The organism is Haloarcula marismortui ATCC 43049, from assembly GCF_000011085.1.
Lineage (GTDB): Archaea > Halobacteriota > Halobacteria > Halobacteriales > Haloarculaceae > Haloarcula > Haloarcula marismortui.
Window position 1 is genome coordinate 2,006,134 of sequence record NC_006396.1, and the last position, 19,880, is coordinate 2,026,013.

The following is a 19,880-nucleotide window of genomic DNA, read 5'->3' on the forward strand; positions in this document are numbered from 1 at the left end:
AGTCGGCGTGATTGGAAGCTGGTCGTATGACCCGTTACGAAACGCTGCTTGAGGTCGAACTTGACGAGTGGGACAGTGGGTATGGTGTCTTGCAGATCGTCGACCCGGATGACAGCGACACCGCCGAGTTACGGTTCTGCTACTTCAACGAAAACGGCAAGTTCACCAACCGACCGTTGACACTACGCCCCGACGAAGAGACGCTTGACCGGACCACGCGGATGGTAGAGAACCTCGGCTACGTCGCCCGGACGTTCGACCCGGCAGAGATCCGTGAACTCGTTGAAACACTCGGCGAAGATCGGGTTATCGAACTCGCACAACTCGTCGACACCCTTGGCGAAGCGCGGCTGGCGGAGATACTCGGGGAGTAACGATGGCAGACACCCACCCGCTGGTAACGGTCGAAACTATCGTCCTCGTGGGTCTGGGGGGCTTTGCTGGCTCGAACCTCCGGTACTTCGTCGGCCTCTTTTTCCCGGGCTTACAGGGGACGCTGCTGGTCAACGTCTGCGGCAGTTTCGCGCTCGGCGTCCTGGTGTACGAGGGGCTTCAGGTCGGTGCGCTGGCCAGCGAAACGAAGCTAGCCGCGTCAACTGGGTTCATTTCGTCGTTTACCACCTACAGCACGTTCGCGGTAGAGACAGTTCTGACACCCGAGTGGGCGGTCGCGAACGTCGTCGGAAGCTACGCTCTGGGTTTTGCCGGCGTCCTTGTCGGCCGTGAAGTCGTCCGGCTGTTCGCCGGAGGTGGTCAGTAATGGTCGCTCTCGAATCGGCACATCTGGTCGGGGCCGGTGGGGCGCTCGGCGCACTCTGTCGTCACTATCTGGCGGGTGCAATCCAGCGAGAGACGTTTCCGCTCGGGACGCTCACGGTGAATGCCTTCGGGAGCTTCGCTCTGGGACTGTTGACCTTCGCTGGTGTGACCGGTGACGCAGCATTGCTTGTCGGTGTCGGTGCGTGCGGTTCGTTCACGACGTTTTCCTCGTTTTCGGTCGAGACGGTCCGACTGTGGGAGAACGGCTACGTGGCCCTCGCCGCGCTCAACGCTGTCGGGAACCTCGCCTGTGCGCTGGTCGGAATCGGGCTTGCCTGGGGCATCGTGCGGATCGTCTAATTCCCGCCGCGCCATCGGGTTTCACAATTTCTTGAAGGGGCTTCGTGCGCGCTGTCTGCTGCGAAGTCGCTTGCCCGCGGTGTCTTACCGCCATGGGGTGTCCGCCGTTCGCGGACGGTCACGTGATGGACGGATTCGGTGCCATCGTCGACGACGAGCGCGTCACCGGTTGTTTCTGGTAATCGAGCCGCGAAATCGCCGTCGAGATACGTTGGCTGGGCCGCCTGTAGGGCGTTGATGTCCGCCATGCTCGTCAGTCGGTGGGCGACGAGCAGGTCAGTCTGGGAGACGGTCGTCGCTGGCACCGCGCTGGGTCGCTGTGTCGCCAGCACACAACTTACCCCGGGCTGGCGGCCCCGAGTGACAAGTCGCCGGAGCGGACGCCGGGCGACGCCGTCAGTGAACACGTGGGCCTCGTCGACCAACAGCCACGGCAGTCGGCTTGTCTGTTCAGCTATCCGAGCATCGTACAGCGCAGTCGCGACAGCGGCGAGGACCGCGCCGGCTGGTCGGGAAGCGAGTCCCGACATATCGAGCACAGTCAGGCTATCGCTGCACAGCGTTTGCATCTCGATACCCGTAGCATCGAAGATGTCCCATGACGCGGCGAGCGCGAGATAGTTCGCCGCCGCGCGGACGGTGCTCGCCGCTGCATCCGCATCAGCTACCCACGAGCGCATCCCGTCGAGGGTCGCACACTCGCTCGCCGCCCGCCACACAAGCGCTCCCGCGCCCTGTTCCGGGTCGAGGCCGAGCACCGTACACCACTGGCGCGGGTCGAGTGCGTCCGCACGAACGCTTGGATGTACGACCATCGCAGACACGTCTGCAGTTTCAAGCGGCGTGAACGCCCCCATCGGGTCGACGGCGACTGGGGCGACCCCTGCAGCAGTAATCAGTCCCTCGGCGAGGACGCCAAGCGTGTACGTCTTCCCAGACCCGCGTTTGCCGACGACGAGGCCGACGTGTGGCCGGTCAACATCGATATCGACCGCAGCGCCGCGGCTCCCGTCGCGGGCCCGATAGTGACCCAGCCGCGTCGTTGGCCCCGTTGCTGCCTCACGTCCGATAACGACCATGCCGGCGGTTGGCCCGTTCCAGCACTTGAACGTTCGTCCGAGGGTTCAAATACGAGTTCGGAGCCACACCTGTCCATGTCAGATTCGCTGTGGCGCGACGAACGTGCCATCGAGGGGCTACCGATTCGTCTCGTTATCGCGCTGGTGGTCGGTGTCGCCTGCCTCTCCGTGATGATGAGCACCATCTCCGGAATCGAGACGCTGCAAGTAACCGAGGTCGATGTGGAACCCCACCCAGAGGTGACGAATCCGGGGACGCAGGACGTAGTTGTCACCGTCGTCGACTCAAAAGGGTCGCCCGTGTCCGGTGCAACAGTGGTCGCCAAAAGTGGGACAGCAACGCTCTCGTCGGTCACGACCGGTGAGACCGGTAGTGCGGGGAACGTGACCCTCTCACTGTCGCCGTCGCTTGGGCCGAACCAACAGGACGGCACCGTCACTTTCGAAGTGAAACCACCGGCAGGGAGTAACTACGAAGACGCTCGCTCGAACACCGACCTGCTCGTCGTCGAGTCGCCCTAGCCGTCCCAGTCAATCCATTCCTGCTCCCAGCCGGCGCGGGACTGGGCGGCCCGGCGGGCACGCTCGCGGTCTTCACGGTGAGTCCGGTTGCGCTCGACGGTATCAGCCTGTTCGCCCTCGACGAGCATCGGCTGGAACGCGACAGTGCCGTGTCGCTTGACCGAGCCATCGGCCTCCACGACGGCCAGTGACTGCTCGCCGGTGCCAAGCGGCATCACGAGGCGGCCGTCGTCGGTTAGTTGCTGGAGGAGCGCTCGGGGTGGGTCGATTGCGGCGGCTTCCAAGAGAATGCGGTCGTACGGTGCGTACTCCGGGAGTCCGTCAGCGCCGTCACGACGGTCCACGAGGACGGCGTCATAGCCTGCTTCTGCCAGATTCTGGCGCGCTTCGATGACGAGGCGGCGCGTGATATCTATCGCATGAACGTTCGCTGCGCCGACCTGTTCTGCCAGCACGGCGGCCGTGTAGCCGACGCCGGCACCGACCACGAGCACATCGTCGTCTTCCTCGGGTGACAGGGTTTCGAGCACCCGGCCGGCGGTACTGGGCGAAAGAACGCGCGTGCCGAGGCGTTCAAACGGGCGGTCGGAGTAAGCCTGTTGCTCGCCGACGAACGCCTCTCTGGGGACGGCACGCATCGCTGTCGACAGCCACGCGCTCCGGACGACACCCTTACTCTCGTGTTGGAGGCTGTCGACCATGTCGTCCCGCAATACCGCCGGATCCATATTAGTGTATTCGGCCGGAGCTATATCAATGGCGCGACAACGGCCGTGTCTGTCGAAAACCCTACTGCAACGGGACGAACCGGACGCTGCCGTGATCCTCTTTTTCGAGCGTGCCGCCAGCCTGTTTCTCCGCTCGGATGAGTCGCTGTTGGCCGTCGCCGATCGGAGCCAGCAGGACGCCACCATCGTGGGTCTGCTCGACGAGCGGGGCGGGGAAATCCGGCGCGGCACAGGTCAGATACGTCCGGTCGTAGGGCGCGTGTTCTGGCCACCCCTGCTTGCCGTCACCGGCTCGAACAGAAACGCTGCCGTAGCCGGTCGCTGCTAGTGTCTCGCGTGCCTCGTCTGCCAGCGTCGCGTGGTACTCCACGCTGAAGACGTTCTCTGGGCCGACCAGCTCAGCAGTCACCGCGGCGTGGTAGCCACAGCCCGTGCCGATCTCCAGTACCTGATCTCCGGGGGACAGGTCGAGTAACTCGGACATAATTGCGACCATGTGCGGCGCAGAAATCGTCTGGCCCGACCCGATCGGGAGCGGACGGTCGGCGTAGGCATCGTGTCGCTTGTCGTCCGGAACGAACTGATGGCGTGGAACCGACGCTATCGCCGCGAGAACATCCTCGTCGGCGACCCGTTCTCGCAGACGGTCGGACAGCCGCGACCGCTGCCGGTCCCAGTCGGCCATCCTACCAGGCCGACCACGCCGTGGTCGACTCGTCCCTGACGTACAGTCGGTTGATATCCTTCGCAATACCCATGTCGCCGTCGTGGTCCATGTTCTCGTGGTCGTAGCCGTGGGCGTCGTCGCGGACGTGAATCCCTTCGACGGTGAACTCTTCCTCGCCGAACTCCTCGGTTTCGCCGACGACGAACTCGTAGTCGCCGGGGACGTGGAGTTTGAAGCTCTCAGTCTCGTCGTGAGTCCCGTCTTTCGGGTGCATCGTGACGTTGACCGAAACGTTGCCGACGGCCCGCGACCAGATGGTCTCGACGTCCTCGGCAGCCGCCTCGTCCTCGCGGCCGTCCGCGGTCTCAAGGCTGGTAATGCGCGCAGTCACAACCGCTTCTTCGGTCTCTAGGAGGAACTCCTCGCCGACGGACAGTTCTTCTTCGGCCGGCACGTCAACCTCGGCGGTGAAGGAGTCCCCGTCCTGTGAGACGACGACACTACGCTGCAGTGTCTCTTCTTCCGGGAGCTGTTCCTTGTGAACGTGGTCACAGTCCGTGCAACGAACCGTCACGTGGCCGCCCGGCTTCAGCACCTCGTGAACCGTTTCCAGGTCCGGCGAACAGGCCGGACACGGGAGGGCGATGCGGTCGCCCGGTGTAGCGTCTGTCATATACAGCCGTTGACTGTGCTCCCCTAAATGGTCGTCGCCACGGCGCTGCTCGTGGTTCTCACTCGCACAGTCACGCTGTCCTTCTTGTGCCGCCGGACCAAACGCCGAGTATGGCACGCCAACAGAGCCGTGCCGACATCGCAAGCGGTGTCATCATCGGCCTGACAACCATAGCTGGTCTCACAGTCTGGTCGCGCCTCCCCGCTGAAATCGCAATTCACTTCTCCGCGTCGGGCACGCCCGATACCTACGTTTCGAAGCCGGTCGGTGTCGTTCTCATGCCAGTTCTGATGCTTGCAACCCTCCTCGTCCTAAAGGGTGCGTTCCGCTATGACCCGCCAGACGTGCCGCAGGTGGCGGCCACTATCACCGTCGCAACGATGGCGTTCATGGGTGCGGTACACGGGCTTGTGCTTGCGTGGAACCTCAGCTACCCGGTGCCGTTCGACCTCGTCCTCATCGGGTCGCTCGTCTGGGCGGTTGTCATGGTCGCGTACGCGTTGAAGGCGGAATACGCAGACTGATAGCGGCGGTCGGCTGTCAGTCAGCGTCCGCTACTCACGGGTCTTTGCGTTACTTTGGAGTCCGTTCTCGTCGCGTAGCACGATACAACGCGAGGAAGTTCCACTTCCTCGCCTGCCTCGCGGTTCATTTCATTCACCGCTCGGCTCCGGGAGGTCTACGACCTCTCCACGTTCGCGGCGTCGCCGCTCACTCGACGCGAGGAAGTTCCACTTCCTCGCCGTCCGCATACACGGTCGGTTCCGTCAAAATCCCGTCGAGATGAATCGGCGCGTGCACGTCGCCGCCCATCGCGTGGTCGTCGCCGATAGCGATGTGGACCGTGCCACCGGCCTTTTCATCTAGAAGGACGGAACCGACGAGTTCGGTCACGGCGACGTTTGTGCCGATACCGAGCTCGGCGAGATTGTAGGCGTCTCGGCCAACCTCGTCAGCGGCGTCCTCGACCTGTGCGCGAATATCGGGGTCGTCGATGTCCGTGACGTACCCGTCCTCAACCTCGAAGGTGAGTTGCTTCCCGTCGAGTTTGCCGTGGGGGCGCATCGTCCCATCGACGACGAACGTTCCGTCGGCCGTTTCAGGGGCGAGGAACACCTCGCCGGCAGGGAGATTCGACATCTCGCCGGCCTCGTGGACAATGCCGGTGTCCATATGCCACTCACGGGAACCGATACCAAACGTGATGTCGGTCCCCTGGGGGGACGTGACCCGGATCTCCTCGGCGTCGTCGACCTGTGCCAGCACGTCCTCGCAGTGCTGTTCAATGAGGTGGTAGTCGGCGTCTAACCCCATGAGGAACACGCCCTCGCTGATGCCGGGCAGGGTCGCAACGCGAGCGCCGGCCTCGTTGGCGTCGGTCCGGGCCTCGGTGTGGCTCAGGCTCTTGGTCGTCGGCGCGAGCACGACATCGGCGGTTTCCATCGCGCCGGCGACCGGCGCAGGCGGTTCCGAACCGTGTTGCTCGCCCGGCGGGTAGCGCACAAAAACAGAGTCGTCGGTAATCTCTGCGGCGACGCGATACAGCGCCTCGCCGATCGCCTTCCGCTGGTCATCAGTGATGACGGCACATGACTCGTCGGACTGGAGGTTCAGGCACTGTTTGACGGCGGTTTCTGCGGGCGCGCGTAGCGACGAGTTGTCCATACAACTGATTGCGTACTCCGGCTGAATAACTCTTGATAGACTGCCGGCGTATGCCGGCGAAACACGCACCATCTCAGTGTTTTCTGGTAATTCGTGCTAAAAGATCACAATATCCAGAGGTACAACTATCTGAGTTAATTTCTCCATAAATTAATCACAAAGAATATACTCTCCCCGAAGAGATGGACGTGTATGCTCCACGTGGGCATCAACGGCTTCGGCACCATCGGGAAACGCGTCGCTGACGCGGTGCGTGTCCAGCCAGATATGACAGTTGCGGGCGTCGCAAAGCGCTCGCCGAACTTCGAGGCAACTATCGCGGACGACCGCGGCTATGATCTCTACGCCGCGGACGGCCGCGAACCGTTCGATGAAGCCGATCTCGGTACGGCCGGTACGGTCCATGACCTTATCGAGACGAGCGACGTGGTCGTCGACACCACGCCAAGTGGCGTCGGCGCGGCCAACGCGTCGCTATACGCCGAACATGACACGCCGGCCATCTTCCAGGGTGGAGAGGACGCCGATGTGGCAGACGTGAGCTTCAACGCTCGCGCCAACTACGAGAAGGCAGTCGGGGCTGATACGGCCCGCGTCGTGTCATGCAATACAACGGGCCTTTCACGCCTGCTCGCACCGCTTAGGGAATCATACGGCGTTGAAAAATCGCGTGTGACACTGGTACGGCGCGGTGCCGACCCGGGCCAGACCGGTCGTGGCCCGATCAACGACACACTCCCCGACCCCGTCGAAATCCCCTCCCACCACGGTCCCGACGTCCAGACGATTTTTCCCGACCTTGACATCGATACGATGGGCATGAAGGTCCCGACGACGCAGATGCACACCCACAGCGTCAACGTCACGCTGGAAAGCGAACCCGCCACAGAGGAGGTCACGGCGCTGCTCGCCGACGAATCGCGGCTGTTCCTCATCCCGGAGACGCTCGGTATCGACGGCGCAGGGAAACTCAAAGAGTACACCCGTGACGCCGGTCGCCCGCGTGGTGACGTGTGGGAGAACTGTATCTGGGCCGAATCCATCACAGTTGAGGGGCGGGACCTCTATCTGTTCCAGGCGATTCACCAGGAAGCCGATGTCGTGCCGGAGAACATCGACGCCGTTCGCGCGCTCTCAGAGCGGACCGCAAGCGCTGAAAAGAGCATCCGCCGGACCGACGAAGCCCTCGGTGTCGGGCGCGGCCTCGTCGAACACGACGGGAGCCCGCAACGCGTCGACAGTCACGCCGACGACTGATTCTCACCCCAGTTCGTGGAATTTGACCTCGCCAGTCTCCGTCGAGAGCGTCGCGACCGAAAACGGCTCGGGCGCCGGCGGAATCGAAATGCCACCGGGGTTGATTCGGACCGTACCCCCACGCTCCTTGGAACCGCGTTCGTGCGTGTGCCCGTGGAAAACGTAGTCGTAGCTTCCGCACTCGACCAGCGCGTCGACGATTTCCCCGCTAGTTCCGTGATAGACTGCGATTGTGTGCCCGTCGATTGTCAGCTCACCCATCTCGCCGAAGTACGTGCCAAACTCCTTGACGGTGGACTGGACCGCCCACTCGCCGTCGTTGTTGCCGCGCACAGCGTAAAACGACCAGTCGCCGTCGAACGGTGTCACGGAGAACGGCGCAACGAAGTCGCCGCAGTGGACGACGGTCTCACAGCCCGTGTCAGCGAACGTCTCAACTGCGGCTTCGACCTCCGACGCGTTGTCGTGCGTATCCGAGACGATGCCGATTTGCATACCAGCGAGGTTCAGCCGGCAGCGACTTGAACGTATGTCCCTCGGCGCTGGTGCGGACGCAAGTCGTCACGCAGGCGCGATGTTTTTGTTTAGTCACCGCCTACGGCAGCCGATGGCACGGGGACTCATCGGGACAATCGAGCTGATGGTTGCGGTCGTACTCGCTGCGCGGGTCACCCTCCTCGGCGTCGACAACCTCGCTCGCGGCCAAACAGCGATCGGTGCGGTCTTTCTCGGGTTAGCCGCCGCCTTACTGGTTATCGAGTGGGTCGCTCCCTCCCCGACAGATATCCCCGGCGCAATCGCTGGGCGGGCGCGCAGTGCGCTCCCCGGCGGAAACCCACCGGACAGTGGCGACGACGACTAACTCTCGTCGCGCCAGCGGTCCGGATCGTCGGCGGCGAGATACTCCCTGAGCAGCGGCGGGAAGTTCCGGCCCTTGAGATACCGCAGTCCGAAGTCCTCTGCCCAGTTGATGATGCCCTGGTCCTCCGTGACGACGCCGGCGTCCAGTTCCTGTGCGAGAATCAGGAGGTCGAAGTCCTCGCGGGAGTCGAGCACGCCCTGTCGGAGCGTGTCCCGGTACTCGTCGCGCAGGTCCGAGATGACTTTGTCCACTTCGGTCATGTGGTCGTGTTCCTCGACCGTTTCGGCCCGCGACTCCTCGGCCTTCCGGACGGCCTTCTCCGAGACGCGCAGCCCACGGTCGACCCGCTCAGACATCTCGTCGATGAACTCGTAGACGAGATCCGCCGGAATCCGCACCTCGTGGTGAGCCGGTGACTTCGTGATGACCCATGTGTCGAGTTTCGTCAGCACCTCGTCGCTGATGGCCCGGTCTTCGAGCATTGTCGTCAGTTCCGCCTGTATCGACGGTGGCATGTAACAGGAGATGTTGTGGACCAGTTTCGCCTCCGAGATGAGATCGAGCAGGTCCAGACAGGCCGCCTCCAGGTCCTCGTCGCCGCTCCTGATTTCGGGGGTGAGAAACAGCGACGTGTCGAGGACGAACCGTTGTTTGAGCGGGCGGTCGACCATACTAGCGCTACGATAGCCGGCCACTAATGCTCTCTGACAGGTACGGTAGTAACGCTCGCCAGCAGTATTTTAGTGTCATGTCAACAAGAAACACGTATGTCGAGAGACTGGGGGTCGCTGTTCGATATCGACACCGGCCCCGAGGACCTGCTGGAACACTTCGATACCGAGTGGTTTCGTGGACAGCGGTATCGACATCTCAGCGACGAGCGTCACGGTGTCGAGCGCGGGACGGCGCTCGTCGGCGACGTGATCGTTCGCGGCTATCCGTCGATGCCGCGTGCGCTCGTCCTCGAACCGGCGATCCGAGAGACGTTCGACGGCCCCGTCGCCATCGAGGAGAAACTCAACGGCTACAACGTCAGAGTTGCACGGATCGACGGCGACCTCCTGGCGTTCACCCGGAGCGGGTTCGTCTGCCCCTACACCACGCGGAAGGTCGAAGCGTTGCTGGACGCCGAGGCGTTTTTCGATGACCACCCGGAGCAGATGTTGTGTGGCGAACTCGTCGGGCCGGAGAATCCCTACACAGACCACGATTACAGCGAGGTCGATGAGGTCGGGTTCTACGTGTTCGGCATCCGCCATCGCGAGACCGGGACACCGATGGGTGTGGAACGGCGACTCGACCAGTGTACGACCTACGGCCTCGACAGCGTCGGCCACTACGGGACGTTCACGCCGACGGCGGCCGTCGACGCTGCCCGCGAACGGATCGACGACCTGAACGCCCGTGGCCGGGAAGGCGTGGTCCTGAAATCGGCCGACGGGGAGACGGCGCTGAAGTACACAACGAGCGCTATCCACCGGGCCGACCTCGAACACGCGTTCGAACTACCCTTCGACTACGGGCGGGACTTCGTTTTCACGCGCGTCATACGGGAAGCTTTTCAGGCGGTCGAACGCGGCGAGTCGCCGGCAGCAGTCCGCGAGCGGGCACGAGAACTCGGCGAGGCCATCCTCGAGCCTGCAGTCGAGACGGTACGGGCGGTTGACGCGGGCGACCCGGTCGGCGAAACGCACACCGTTCGCGGCGACCCGAGAACCATCGACGACCTGTTGTCGTACTTCCACGACCAGGGGCTGGAACTCCACGTCGAGCACGACGAAACCGACGGTGACCAGCGGGTGGTCACATTTACAAAGATCGCACAGTCAACGCGTGACAAGACGAGGTACTACCTGGAGGGTGGAACAATCGACGAGTAAGGAAATCGGCCGCGTCAGTCAGCCGCGAGGGTCTCGCTGGCGTCGTCAAGCAGTTGCTCGATAGAGCGGTCACTTGGCTCGTTCTCCAGCAACACGTCGATGGGTAGCGTCGGCGCGCCGTCGACGAGATTCTCAAGCAGGACAAGCCGTTCGCGGGCGCGGGACATCCCAACGTAAAACACGCGCCGTTCGTTGTCGGTCAGCGTCGGGATGGGGCTGGTGTGTTTCGTGAATTCTTCCATGCCGGGCACCTCGATACCCTGCTGGTCGACAGTCGCGGCCATCTGTTCGACGACCTTCTCCGTGAGGTCGGTCGCGACAAACACGTGGTCGGCCTCACGACCTTTCGCGGAGTGGATAGTCCCCACACGAACACGGTCGGCGTCCATTCCGGTGTAGTCGCCGGTGAAGTACGCGTCGACGGTCCGCTCCTGGAAGTTGGTCACTTTCCGGAGCATGTCGCCTGCCGAGGCCGAATCGGGGAGGAACGGGACGTGCTCCTGAACCACGTCGGGTTCGATTTCGATATCGGCGATGTCTTCGTCCTCGTGGGACTCGTCGATCTCTTCGAGCGCGTCAAAGAGGTCGTCGCGCTCGCCCGTCCCGAAGGCGGAGTCAACGAGCATGTCAGCGAGCCGGCGCGCTTCGAGCACCGTGAGCGGTTCGTCAGCTTCGACGGCTTCGAGCCCGTTGACGTACTGGGTGAGGCGGTCAGTCCACATCCGCTGGTCAGTGAGACAGGAGAAGGGGATCCCGTTGTCGATGAACTCGTCGATGAACTGGAACATCTGGTAGCGAGCGCGGAACAGCACCATCACCGTCTCGTCGGACTGCTCAATGGTCCGCGTGACATTCCGTGAGAGGTCAAACATCGAGGGGTTCTGGACCGCCTCGACGCGGCCGCCCTCCTTGCGCGGATTGAGGTCTTTCTCCTGACGCTTCTCGATGTGGCGGACTTCGCGGTTGACGACGTTCAGAATGCGCGAGGGGAGCCGATAGGAGTTCGGAAGGACCTCGTCCTGGGTAACGACTTCCTCAAGCAGGAGGTCGGGGTCAGCGCCCTGCCAGGCGTAGACGACCTGGTCGTCGTCGCCGGCAATGAGCACCCGCTCCATGTGGGGTTTCCACTCGTCGTACACGTCGTACTGCAACGTCGTGATGTCCTGAAACTCGTCGATGATGAGATAGTCGACGTTGGGGAGCAGCGAGCGCTGGGCGACCCGTTCGAGCATATCTGCGAAGCCGGTCAGGTCGTTCTCGCCTTTGTAGGTGCGCCAGCCGCGGATGACGCTTGGCACGTCAACACGGTCGTCGTCGGTTGGCCAGGTCGGCGTGTACTTGTTCCCGGTCTGGGCGTTGTCGTCGATCTCGGGTGGGAGTCGGACCTCCTCGTCGTCCCACTTGAACGGGACATCGTACCAGTCGGCGACGTCACGGCGGGTCCGCTGGAGCCACTGACTCGTTGCGATGATCTTGTTCCCGAGGGTCGTCGAGCGGGCCGACCGACGCCGGGACCCTTCGTATTCGTCCTCGTACTCGATGCCGAACTCCTCGCAGAAGGCTTCCTTGTCGTCTTCGCCAACGACATCGCCACGAGAGAGGTTCAGCAGTTCGTACGCCTTCGCGTGCATCGTACAGACGTTCCCGCGAAGGGCACGAGGGGACAGCCCGAGTCGGTCCGCGAGCCGTTCACGGATCTCGGCGGCCGCCGCACGCGTGTACGAGACAACAAGTACGTCACGGAAATCGACGTCGTCGTCTTCCAGCAGTTCGTCGACGCGGTCGAGCAGCGCCGTCGTCTTCCCGCTACCGGGCCCACCGAACAGGCGGACAACCTCGGTGGTCGAATCAGTCATTGAACATGTAGTGGGACCGCGGCCAAATAAACAACGTGCTTTACGAGGACGGCAAGTGACAGGCGATCCCAAGCAGATTTCTCACCGGTACAGCGACACGTACAACATCGCGAACCCGATGATAAACGGGATCGTCTCCGACATCTGGAAGAACACGCGAACGATGGCACCGGTCTCACCGGCGCTCAGTTGCGTGATAACGCTGGAGATAGCGACGCCCATACTGATGAACGCAAAACCGACAAACGCGTACTGGAGGCGTTCTGACGGGCGTTTCCGGTAGGCCTGAAAGCTAATCAGGGTGATACCGAGTGTCAGCCCGAACACCACCATCCGCATCAGGATGAGCACACTACGTGCGATAGCCACGCCAGTCGTCATGCGGTCACCCGTTCACTGGTCGGCACACTCATTCCGGGTTCAGCTCGTCCCAGAGCTGACTGAACCGGTCCGGGAGGTTCTCCTCCCGATAGATGCGTACTTTGTACTCCTCGTCTTCGAGCGAGATGACTGTCGACTCGAAGTTGGACTCGTACACCTTGTAGTGGTTTCCGTCCTCGGCGACGAGCGTCCGGTCGGTGATGAGGTCGTACTCGTCGAGCAGTTCGATACGTCGATACACCGTCGGCAATGAGAGGTCACACTCCTCTGCGAGTTCCTTCGCCGACTGCGGTTCTCGACTGATTGCGGCGAGTACACGGCGCGCGTGCTGGTCGCCGATCGTATCGAGAATCTCCTCGATGCTCTGTTCCTCAGCCACTACACCAAGATTCGCGTCATATTATATAAGCGTTTTCGAGCACTGTGGTGGTTTCACGTTCAGAAAACACTGCCCCGTTTATATGACGATAGCCCCTGTAGCTTCCACTGCGGATTGCGTTCAGGTGAGACGATGTCCGGAGACAACCTCCGTCGCGTGACGACGGGCAAGATGCAGGGCCGAAACGCCGATGAGCGAGTGACCCCTCTCGGCGATACAGAGCGCCCGGAATCGCATGACCCACCCAGTCGTGACGCCATCACGGAGTCGCTGTTGGACCCGGTCATTGACGACGTCGTCGACGGCGAGACCGCGGTCGATGACGGCCTGGTCACACAGAGTCTGGAAGAGATCCTACTGGCGATGATCGCAGTCGCCGATGGTGGCACCCACGGGACCGGACTGATGGAGGAACTGGAAGCCCAGTTCGGTGCCGAACTGAGCCCGGGGACAGTGTACCCCCGGCTGCACGAGTTAGAAGCGGATGGCACGCTCCAGATGCACGAACTCGTCCAGACGAAACAGTACGGAATCGCGGACGATGCGGCTGCAAAAGAGCAGATTGCGACGTCCGCATACCAACATCTCGCGCTCGGGCTGTTCCTCCATGCGTCGCTCGATGCGCTGTAACCACCACAAACCGGTTATCTCGCCGACACACGACCCCCCAATCGTCGGCTACGAACCGGTCGGCCCGCTGGCACACGACCCCCCAACCGCCGGCTGGCCACGCAAAGACTCCCCACTTCCTTTCTGCGCACTGTAACGCAGTTCCGACTGTCTATACCGTTGCTGTCCCGACAAGCGACGGCGTGAGGCACAGCTCGGCAGAGAGCGAACTGCCGGTTCTGCAGGTCGGTACTGTCGCTCTCGGATGAAAGGTGGAAGACCGAAAAGCGGAGTATCCTTACCGTACCGGTGTCCAGCCACACACCGAGCACTGTGCCGCTGTCGACTCGTGAAGACCGCCGCAATCAGGGCACTGCTTCTTGTTATAGCTCTCTTCCCAACCACTCTGGTCCACGTCGTGGCCACGCTGGGAGAGGAACTCGTCGAACATATCGTCACTACTCGGTGCGGACGCCATACATGATATGGTATAGCACATCAGTATATAGGTTTAATGGTATTGTGAAACATTGCCATAATTAGCGGCGCGCCACGTGCGACGAGATGGTCAGTTACAGCGGGCTGTGCCACTCAGGAGCCGTACACCCAGCAGACAGCAACAAATGAGAGTCGTTCAGACGGCGTGCTGGATCCGCTCGCGTCCGGGTGCCGCTCGTTAGCTTTCGGTCGCAGCTGGGTGAGTGTAGTCCACAGTGAGACGGGCGCTAGCGATGAGTGCGTTTGCGATGGCCTCCGTCGCCGGTTCCTGTTCGGTTCCACCCTCGATAGACAGCTCCTCGCCGAGTGCATACACCTGAAACCGGTGTTCGTAGGGCTGTCCGGCCGGTGGACACGGCGGTTCGTACCCCGGATCATTGGGGGGGTGTGTTCCCTGTCGAGCGCCGCCGAGTGTATCAAGGGTCGGCTCGCGCGGGAGCGCGGCCGGAATCCGCGCTGTCCCCGGTGGAACGTTCCACAGCGTCCAGAACACCGGCTGGCTGAACACACCACCGTCGTACTCGGCTGTGATGGCAAGCGCTGCCGTCGGCTCCGGGACGCGCTCGATGACAAAAGGCGGCGAAACGCCGTCGCCATCGCAGGTGAATCGGGCCGGAAGCTCGTCTCCGGAACTAAACGCGGGGCTTGACACTTCGAAGGCCGATGTTGTGTCGTCCGACTGCTCGGCACAGCCCGCGCTCCCGACCAGTGCTGACACCCCGAGTGTCTGGACGAAGTGGCGACGGCGCATATCAGAGTGGGAGGGACAGGTAGTAATTTGCCTTGTGATACCCCGCCACGTCCCACATCGAATCCGGGGACGGGACACCACTAGTCCCTATCAGGGCGAACATGTTCCCTCCCGTCGCCAGCGACTGAGAACGTCTTCTTCCCTTCTTATTTTGGGGTCTTGGAGGTCCAACCACATGAAGCTCAAACGCAAAACAATCGCGAAGGTGATCGCCGCCGCGTTCGTCTTCAACCTCATCGTCATGGGGGCCGGCGCGTGGATCGCGTATCAGGAAGCGCCACCCATCCCGGAGCAGGTTGTCGGACCCGACGGCGAGACACTCGTCACGGGTGAGGACATCCGCGACGGGAAGAAGGCGTTCCAGAAAAACGGGCTGATGAACCACGGGTCGATTCTCGGGAACGGCGCGTACTACGGTGCGGACTACACCGCCGACTCGCTGGAGTTGAAAACCCAGCATATGCGGACGTACTACGCCGAGGAGCGCTACGGGACCGAGTACGAATCGCTGTCGACGGCTGAACAGGCCGCCGTCGATGACGACGTGAAACAGGACCTCAGTGGAGAGTATGAGGGCGGAAACATCGAGTACTCCGCCGCGGAGCTGTACGCCCACCAGCAGGTCCGGCAGGAGTACGTCGAGCGGTACCACGAGGGGAGCCACGAACGGGGCGTTCCCGAGGGGATGATCGACTCCGAAGCCGACGCCCGGCAATTCGCCGACTTCGCCATGTGGACGGCGTGGTTCTCCCACACCGACCGCCCAGGCGGCGAACACTCCTACACGAACGACTGGCCCTACGAGCCAGCCGCCGGGAACGACGCGACCGGCGCGGCGATGACCTGGAGCGTCGTCGCTATGGTCCTCCTCGTCGCCGCCGCCGGTGGCGGCATCTGGCTCTACAACGCCGTCAGTCTCCCGGAACCATCCGCCGGCGACCTCTCGGTTCCCGAACCGGGCGACGTGAGCATTTTTCCCAGCCAGCGGGCCGCCCTGCGGTTCATCCCAGTCGCCGCCGGGCTGTTCCTCGCGCAAGTGTTACTCGGTGGGTTGCTCGCCCACTTCTACATCGAACGGGCCGGCTTCTTCGGTATCGAGGAGATCTTCGGCGTCCACATCCTCCAGCTCCTCCCGTTCGCGATGGCGAAGACCTGGCACATCGACCTGGGTATTCTCTGGATCGCCGCGACGTGGCTCGGCGCGGGACTGTTCCTCCCGCCGCTGCTGACCGGCCACGAGCCAAAACGCCAGTCGACGTACATCGACATCCTGCTCGGGGCCATCGTCGTCGTCACCGTCGGCGGCCTCGGCGGCATCTGGCTTGGCTCGCACGGCTACTTCGGTGACCTCTGGTGGGTCGTCGGCAACGAGGGCCTCGAGTACCTCGAAGTCGGGAAGCTCTGGCAGGTCGGACTGCTCGTTGGCTTCGGCCTGTGGGCCGTCCTCTCGATTCGGGGCCTGAAGCCGCTGCTGGACCGCGAGCCGGTGTTCGGCCTCGCGCACATGATCCTGTACGCCGGCGGCTCGATTGCCCTGCTGTTTACCGCCGGGTTCTTTTTCACCCCCGAGACCAACATCGCCGTCACGGAGTTCTGGCGCTGGTGGGTCGTCCACATGTGGGTCGAAGGGGCCTTCGAGTTCTTCATCGTCGCCATCATCGGGCTGACGCTGGTGTCGATGAACCTACTGAGCCGCCGCAGCGCAGAGAAGGCGGTCATGCTGCAAGCATTGCTGGTGATGAGTACGGGCGTCATCGGCGTCTCCCACCACTACTGGTGGGTCGGCATGCCCGACATGTGGGTCCCCATCGGGAGCGTGTTCTCGACGCTGGAACTGCTGCCGCTGGTGTTCATCCTCTATGAGGCGCTGGGTCAGTACCGGGCCATGTCTGAGACCGGCGGGTTCCCCTACAAGCTCCCGTTCATGTTCATCATCGCCAGCGGGGTCTGGAACTTCGTCGGGGCCGGCGTGCTCGGGTTCTTCATCAACCTCCCGCTGATCAACTACTACGAGCACGGCACCTACCTCACGGTCGGCCACGCCCACGCCGCGATGTTTGGAGCCTTTGGCTTCCTCGCGCTGGGGATGGTCACCTACATGCTCCAGCTCGCAATCAAACCCGGTCGCTGGGACGGGTCCTGGCTCCGGGCGGCGTTCTGGTGCTGGAACGTCGGCCTCGCACTGATGGTGTTCGTCTCCGTCCTGCCCGTGGGCTTCCTCCAGCTGGAGGCGGCGTTCACCGGCAGCTACGCCGCGGCCCGGAGCGTGGCGTTCTACAACCAGCCGCTCGTCCAGACGCTGTTCTGGGCGCGACTCCCCGGTGACACGCTCATCATTCTCGGGACGGCCATCTACGCGGCCGACCTGATCCGCAAGCGGTTCGTCCTCCGGGCGTCCGAGGATGACCCCACGGTCGAGGACATGGCCGTCGCGGAGGGTGTGATGGGCGACGACTGAGTTACCGCCCGGTTTCGGCTGTGTGTCGTCACGGCCGGAACGCCACCGTCACCGAGAGCGAATAGAGAAGGAAACGCCGGGTCTAGACGGGGAACTGCGTCGCCGTCCCGGCAACGATAACCCACGTCACGAGAACGGCGTTGATCGTCGCGCCGACCCAGACCCGACCCGTCTTTCTGAAGAAGTACGTGCTAACGAAGGCCACAATGCTGAGCAAGGCGACGAACTGTAGCGCCAAGATTGTCAGCAGTGGGTGGCCAAGCGGCAGGGGCTGGCCGGTCAGCAGCGGGATGTACTGAATCGCCAACAGGACGACGAACCCACCGACGACGATGAGCCAATTCGTCGCCATCGCCCGGCGGAGCGAGCGGGATTCGCCCTCGGGACGGAGCTGGCCGTGCAGGAGCGCACCGAGGACGACAAAGAAAGCAAACAACGGCAGGAGATACGAGACGCTGATCCGGAACTGCGCCGGGGACAGGAGTTTGATGGCGAACACCCAGATACGGAAGTCCGTCTGGAACAGGAACGCCACGACGGCTTCCAGCAGATACAACACACCGACGGTAGCGACACCGGCCAGAACCGAGATGCCGAGCGTTCGTGCGCCATCGCCCGTGTCAAGGCCGTAGTTCGCCAGCGACACCGACGGGTCGTCAGCGTTGCTCGTGTAATGCCACACCGCGAACAGCACCGCCGTGATGACCGTGTTCCCCAGCGCCCAGACGATCACGCCGTTGTTGATCTGCTGTGGGAACAGCCAACTGAGCCCGATGACCGCCGGTGCGATGTCCTGCAGCGGGAAGTAGGTCACAATCGGGATGGCCGCTGCGAGGAGCGCCGCCGCGTACCGCTTGCCGCCGGTCATCCCCTTCCCGTCGGGGTACTCCCGTCGAAGCCTGTCAGTCGATGCCCGCTCGATGAGCAGTCCACCGGCCGGGAACAGTGACAGCACACCGCCGATGAGGGCGATAAAGGTCCCCAGCGATTTCCAGTACCAGACTTGGTTGCTAGGATTTATTTCGTCCTCACCTTCGAGCGTGAACTGGAGCCATTCGATGGACGCGCCGATGGCTGCGGTCGAGAAGTGGTCGCCGGGATGGGTCGTTGCCGGCGTGTACAGTTGCCGTGCGGTCCCGTCCTCGACGCTGCCGTAAGTGCGCCCCTCTTCAACGGCGCTGTCCGTACCGAACACCGTCTGGAGTTTTTCGCTCTGCTCAACGTCTGAAGCACTCGCCGTCCCCCACATCAACGGGGCGAACTCGTCGTACTCGCTGAACACGACGGCGAGGTTCCGTGGGAACGAGTCAGTACCTTCGGGGGCACGGTTCGACCCAGTCGAGGAACCCTCGATGACCATCGACTCGTACCCGTCCGGATGGGCCGCCGCCGCCGTGATGACAGTCCAGCCACCCATCGAGTGGCCTTCGAGCCCGATGTTTTCGTTATCGACGTAGTCCAGCGACCGGAGATATTCGAGGCTGTCGGGGCCACCGTAGCCGTTGTTGAACGCTGGCGGGTCCGAGTAGCCGTGGCCGGTCTGGTCGATAGCGAGCACGACGAAGCCCCGTCTCGCGTACTCGATAGCGAACGGCGATTGCGTCTCTTTCGAGTTGATGTACCCGTGGACGGCCAGCACCCCCGGTTGTGGGGACGCACTGCTCGCCTCCTCGGGGATGTACAGCGTCCCGCTCATCATCGTCCCGTTGGCCCCGGAGAACGTCACGTCGCGAACCTCCACGGAACCGGCGTCTGTTTGCACTGTCCATGCGAGCCCGCTCCCGCCGAATATCAGGAGCAACGACACTGCAGCTACGATCCAAAGTCGTCTATTATCGTTCATTATAATTCTACGGACACAGGTGAGATACTCAGGGAATTAAAGTTACTGTAAACTCCAAGCCAACGGTAAAGAATTGAGAGAAAACCTGAAAAGGGCACTCTGACCAGTGCTACGGGGACGGAATTCGACCTCGCGTATTGTACCGCGCCCTATCTCCCGATTCATTACCAACTAGTCCAGGGTATGAGTAAACCACTTTCTAAGCCGCTATGGGGACACATAGCCGCTCTCGTCCGCTGTCCACTTCACCGACGGGATTATGCGCTGCCGAGTTCGTTGGTCCAGAGATGTTCGATGTCGGCTTCGAGGTCGTCGGTATCGAGCGTCTCGACGCCGGACAGGTACTCACGGGCGTCAGTGAGGTGCTGCTGGACGGCGGCCACGTCGTCAACCGACTTCGCGGCATACAGCGACATCCGCGCCCGGTTGATTTCCAGTCGCTCCCCGAGCGCCTGCGTCACTGGGATGTCGTGTTTGTCGCTGAGCTGTGCCATGCGGTCTAGCACACTTGTCGGGATTTCCAGTTGGGCTGCAAGCTCTCGGGACGGCAAGTCGACCGTGACATCGGTCGTCTCACACTCGCTCTCACCCCACGGCGCGATAACGTACTCCTGCCCCTCTGTGGACATATAACGTGGGACAGTCCGGACACT

24 protein-coding genes are annotated in these 19,880 nt (G+C 62.6%); 10 read left to right on the top strand and 14 right to left on the bottom strand.

What is annotated here, in order from left to right:
- Positions 1-26 precede the first annotated feature (26 nt).
- The 3 genes from RR_RS14010 to crcB are packed head-to-tail and all read left to right on the top strand — an operon-like array spanning position 27 to position 1,119.
- Complete coding sequence (locus RR_RS14010) at positions 27-374, top strand: hypothetical protein (RefSeq protein WP_007189345.1); 348 nt, start codon at positions 27-29, stop codon at positions 372-374.
- A 2-nt stretch (positions 375-376) separates the two neighbouring features.
- Complete coding sequence (locus RR_RS14015; RefSeq protein WP_004958879.1) at positions 377-760, top strand: fluoride efflux transporter FluC; 384 nt, start codon at positions 377-379, stop codon at positions 758-760.
- A complete protein-coding gene (gene crcB, locus RR_RS14020; RefSeq protein ID WP_011224109.1) occupies positions 760-1,119 on the top strand; it encodes a fluoride efflux transporter CrcB in 360 nt (119 codons plus the stop codon). Before RR_RS14015 ends, crcB begins: the two co-directional genes overlap by 1 nt.
- Here crcB and RR_RS14025 read toward each other — a convergent pair.
- Positions 1,116-2,198 (bottom strand): ATP-binding protein, encoded by a 1,083-nt coding sequence (locus RR_RS14025; RefSeq protein WP_011224110.1) that lies wholly within the window; start codon positions 2,196-2,198, stop codon positions 1,116-1,118. The two genes, crcB and RR_RS14025, sit on opposite strands and share 4 nt — an antisense overlap.
- Before the next feature lie 75 nt (positions 2,199-2,273).
- Between RR_RS14025 and RR_RS14030 the strand changes: the two genes are divergently transcribed.
- Entirely contained in the window at positions 2,274-2,720 is a 447-nt protein-coding gene (locus RR_RS14030; protein WP_004958888.1) for a DUF7382 domain-containing protein, read from the top strand.
- On the opposite strand, the gene RR_RS14035 is transcribed toward RR_RS14030, so the two are convergent.
- The 3 genes from RR_RS14035 to RR_RS14045 form a co-directional block, all read right to left on the bottom strand.
- Entirely contained in the window at positions 2,717-3,448 is a 732-nt protein-coding gene (locus RR_RS14035; RefSeq protein WP_004958889.1) for a protein-L-isoaspartate O-methyltransferase family protein, read from the bottom strand. The two genes, RR_RS14030 and RR_RS14035, sit on opposite strands and share 4 nt — an antisense overlap.
- Positions 3,449-3,509: 61 nt before the next feature.
- On the bottom strand, positions 3,510-4,133 hold the full coding sequence (locus tag RR_RS14040) for a protein-L-isoaspartate(D-aspartate) O-methyltransferase (RefSeq protein ID WP_049938975.1): 624 nt from the start codon (positions 4,131-4,133) through the stop codon (positions 3,510-3,512).
- A 1-nt stretch (position 4,134) separates the two neighbouring features.
- Positions 4,135-4,788, bottom strand: a complete 654-nt coding sequence (locus RR_RS14045) for an HVO_0476 family zinc finger protein (protein WP_007189348.1) — start codon at positions 4,786-4,788, stop codon at positions 4,135-4,137.
- 110 nt (positions 4,789-4,898) lie between these two features.
- On the opposite strand from RR_RS14045, the gene RR_RS14050 reads away from it, so the two are divergent.
- Positions 4,899-5,312 carry a DUF1648 domain-containing protein gene (locus RR_RS14050; protein ID WP_011224112.1) on the top strand — a complete coding sequence of 138 codons (414 nt, stop codon included), beginning with the start codon at positions 4,899-4,901 and terminating at the stop codon, positions 5,310-5,312.
- A gap of 187 nt (positions 5,313-5,499) precedes the next feature.
- Here the strand turns inward: RR_RS14050 and RR_RS14055 are convergent, their stop codons facing one another.
- The gene (locus tag RR_RS14055; RefSeq protein ID WP_049938976.1) at positions 5,500-6,453 is read right to left on the bottom strand and encodes an aminopeptidase; all 954 of its coding nucleotides are present in this window, start codon (positions 6,451-6,453) and stop codon (positions 5,500-5,502) included.
- 192 nt (positions 6,454-6,645) lie between these two features.
- Here RR_RS14055 and RR_RS14060 point away from each other — a divergent pair, with 192 nt between their 5' ends.
- Positions 6,646-7,710: a type II glyceraldehyde-3-phosphate dehydrogenase gene (locus RR_RS14060; RefSeq protein WP_011224114.1), complete on the top strand. Its 1,065-nt coding sequence runs from the start codon at positions 6,646-6,648 to the stop codon at positions 7,708-7,710.
- Between the two features lie 3 nt (positions 7,711-7,713).
- Here the strand turns inward: RR_RS14060 and RR_RS14065 are convergent, their stop codons facing one another.
- Positions 7,714-8,205: a metallophosphoesterase gene (locus RR_RS14065; protein WP_011224115.1), complete on the bottom strand. Its 492-nt coding sequence runs from the start codon at positions 8,203-8,205 to the stop codon at positions 7,714-7,716.
- Between the two features lie 112 nt (positions 8,206-8,317).
- On the opposite strand from RR_RS14065, the gene RR_RS14070 reads away from it, so the two are divergent.
- The gene (locus RR_RS14070; protein WP_004958914.1) at positions 8,318-8,572 is read left to right on the top strand and encodes a DUF7533 family protein; all 255 of its coding nucleotides are present in this window, start codon (positions 8,318-8,320) and stop codon (positions 8,570-8,572) included.
- Here RR_RS14070 and RR_RS14075 read toward each other — a convergent pair.
- Complete coding sequence (locus RR_RS14075) at positions 8,569-9,243, bottom strand: RNA ligase partner protein (protein WP_004958916.1); 675 nt, start codon at positions 9,241-9,243, stop codon at positions 8,569-8,571. The two genes, RR_RS14070 and RR_RS14075, sit on opposite strands and share 4 nt — an antisense overlap.
- A 96-nt stretch (positions 9,244-9,339) precedes the next feature.
- Between RR_RS14075 and RR_RS14080 the strand changes: the two genes are divergently transcribed.
- Entirely contained in the window at positions 9,340-10,452 is a 1,113-nt protein-coding gene (locus tag RR_RS14080) for an RNA ligase (protein WP_011224116.1), read from the top strand.
- Between the two features lie 14 nt (positions 10,453-10,466).
- On the opposite strand, the gene RR_RS14085 is transcribed toward RR_RS14080, so the two are convergent.
- From RR_RS14085 to RR_RS14095, 3 genes are all read right to left on the bottom strand, one after another.
- Entirely contained in the window at positions 10,467-12,308 is a 1,842-nt protein-coding gene (locus RR_RS14085) for a UvrD-helicase domain-containing protein (protein WP_004958922.1), read from the bottom strand.
- Between the two features lie 81 nt (positions 12,309-12,389).
- On the bottom strand, positions 12,390-12,689 hold the full coding sequence (locus RR_RS14090) for a DUF7521 family protein (RefSeq protein ID WP_004958925.1): 300 nt from the start codon (positions 12,687-12,689) through the stop codon (positions 12,390-12,392).
- A 28-nt stretch (positions 12,690-12,717) separates the two neighbouring features.
- Positions 12,718-13,068, bottom strand: coding sequence for an ArsR/SmtB family transcription factor (locus RR_RS14095; protein ID WP_004958928.1), 351 nt, complete (start codon positions 13,066-13,068; stop codon positions 12,718-12,720).
- A gap of 132 nt (positions 13,069-13,200) precedes the next feature.
- Here RR_RS14095 and RR_RS14100 point away from each other — a divergent pair, with 132 nt between their 5' ends.
- Positions 13,201-13,698, top strand: a complete 498-nt coding sequence (locus RR_RS14100; protein ID WP_004958931.1) for a PadR family transcriptional regulator — start codon at positions 13,201-13,203, stop codon at positions 13,696-13,698.
- 277 nt (positions 13,699-13,975) lie between these two features.
- Here the strand turns inward: RR_RS14100 and RR_RS14105 are convergent, their stop codons facing one another.
- On the bottom strand, positions 13,976-14,155 hold the full coding sequence (locus tag RR_RS14105; RefSeq protein WP_004515335.1) for an HVO_0416 family zinc finger protein: 180 nt from the start codon (positions 14,153-14,155) through the stop codon (positions 13,976-13,978).
- A 198-nt stretch (positions 14,156-14,353) separates the two neighbouring features.
- Positions 14,354-14,926 carry a YbhB/YbcL family Raf kinase inhibitor-like protein gene (locus RR_RS14110; protein ID WP_011224117.1) on the bottom strand — a complete coding sequence of 191 codons (573 nt, stop codon included), beginning with the start codon at positions 14,924-14,926 and terminating at the stop codon, positions 14,354-14,356.
- Positions 14,927-15,101: 175 nt separating this feature from the next.
- On the opposite strand from RR_RS14110, the gene RR_RS14115 reads away from it, so the two are divergent.
- Complete coding sequence (locus tag RR_RS14115) at positions 15,102-17,384, top strand: nitric-oxide reductase large subunit (protein ID WP_011224118.1); 2,283 nt, start codon at positions 15,102-15,104, stop codon at positions 17,382-17,384.
- 82 nt (positions 17,385-17,466) lie between these two features.
- On the opposite strand, the gene RR_RS14120 is transcribed toward RR_RS14115, so the two are convergent.
- Both RR_RS14120 and RR_RS14125 read right to left on the bottom strand, forming a co-directional pair.
- Complete coding sequence (locus tag RR_RS14120; protein WP_011224119.1) at positions 17,467-19,227, bottom strand: alpha/beta hydrolase; 1,761 nt, start codon at positions 19,225-19,227, stop codon at positions 17,467-17,469.
- Between the two features lie 257 nt (positions 19,228-19,484).
- Entirely contained in the window at positions 19,485-19,856 is a 372-nt protein-coding gene (locus RR_RS14125) for a hypothetical protein (protein ID WP_004958939.1), read from the bottom strand.
- Positions 19,857-19,880 lie beyond the last annotated feature (24 nt).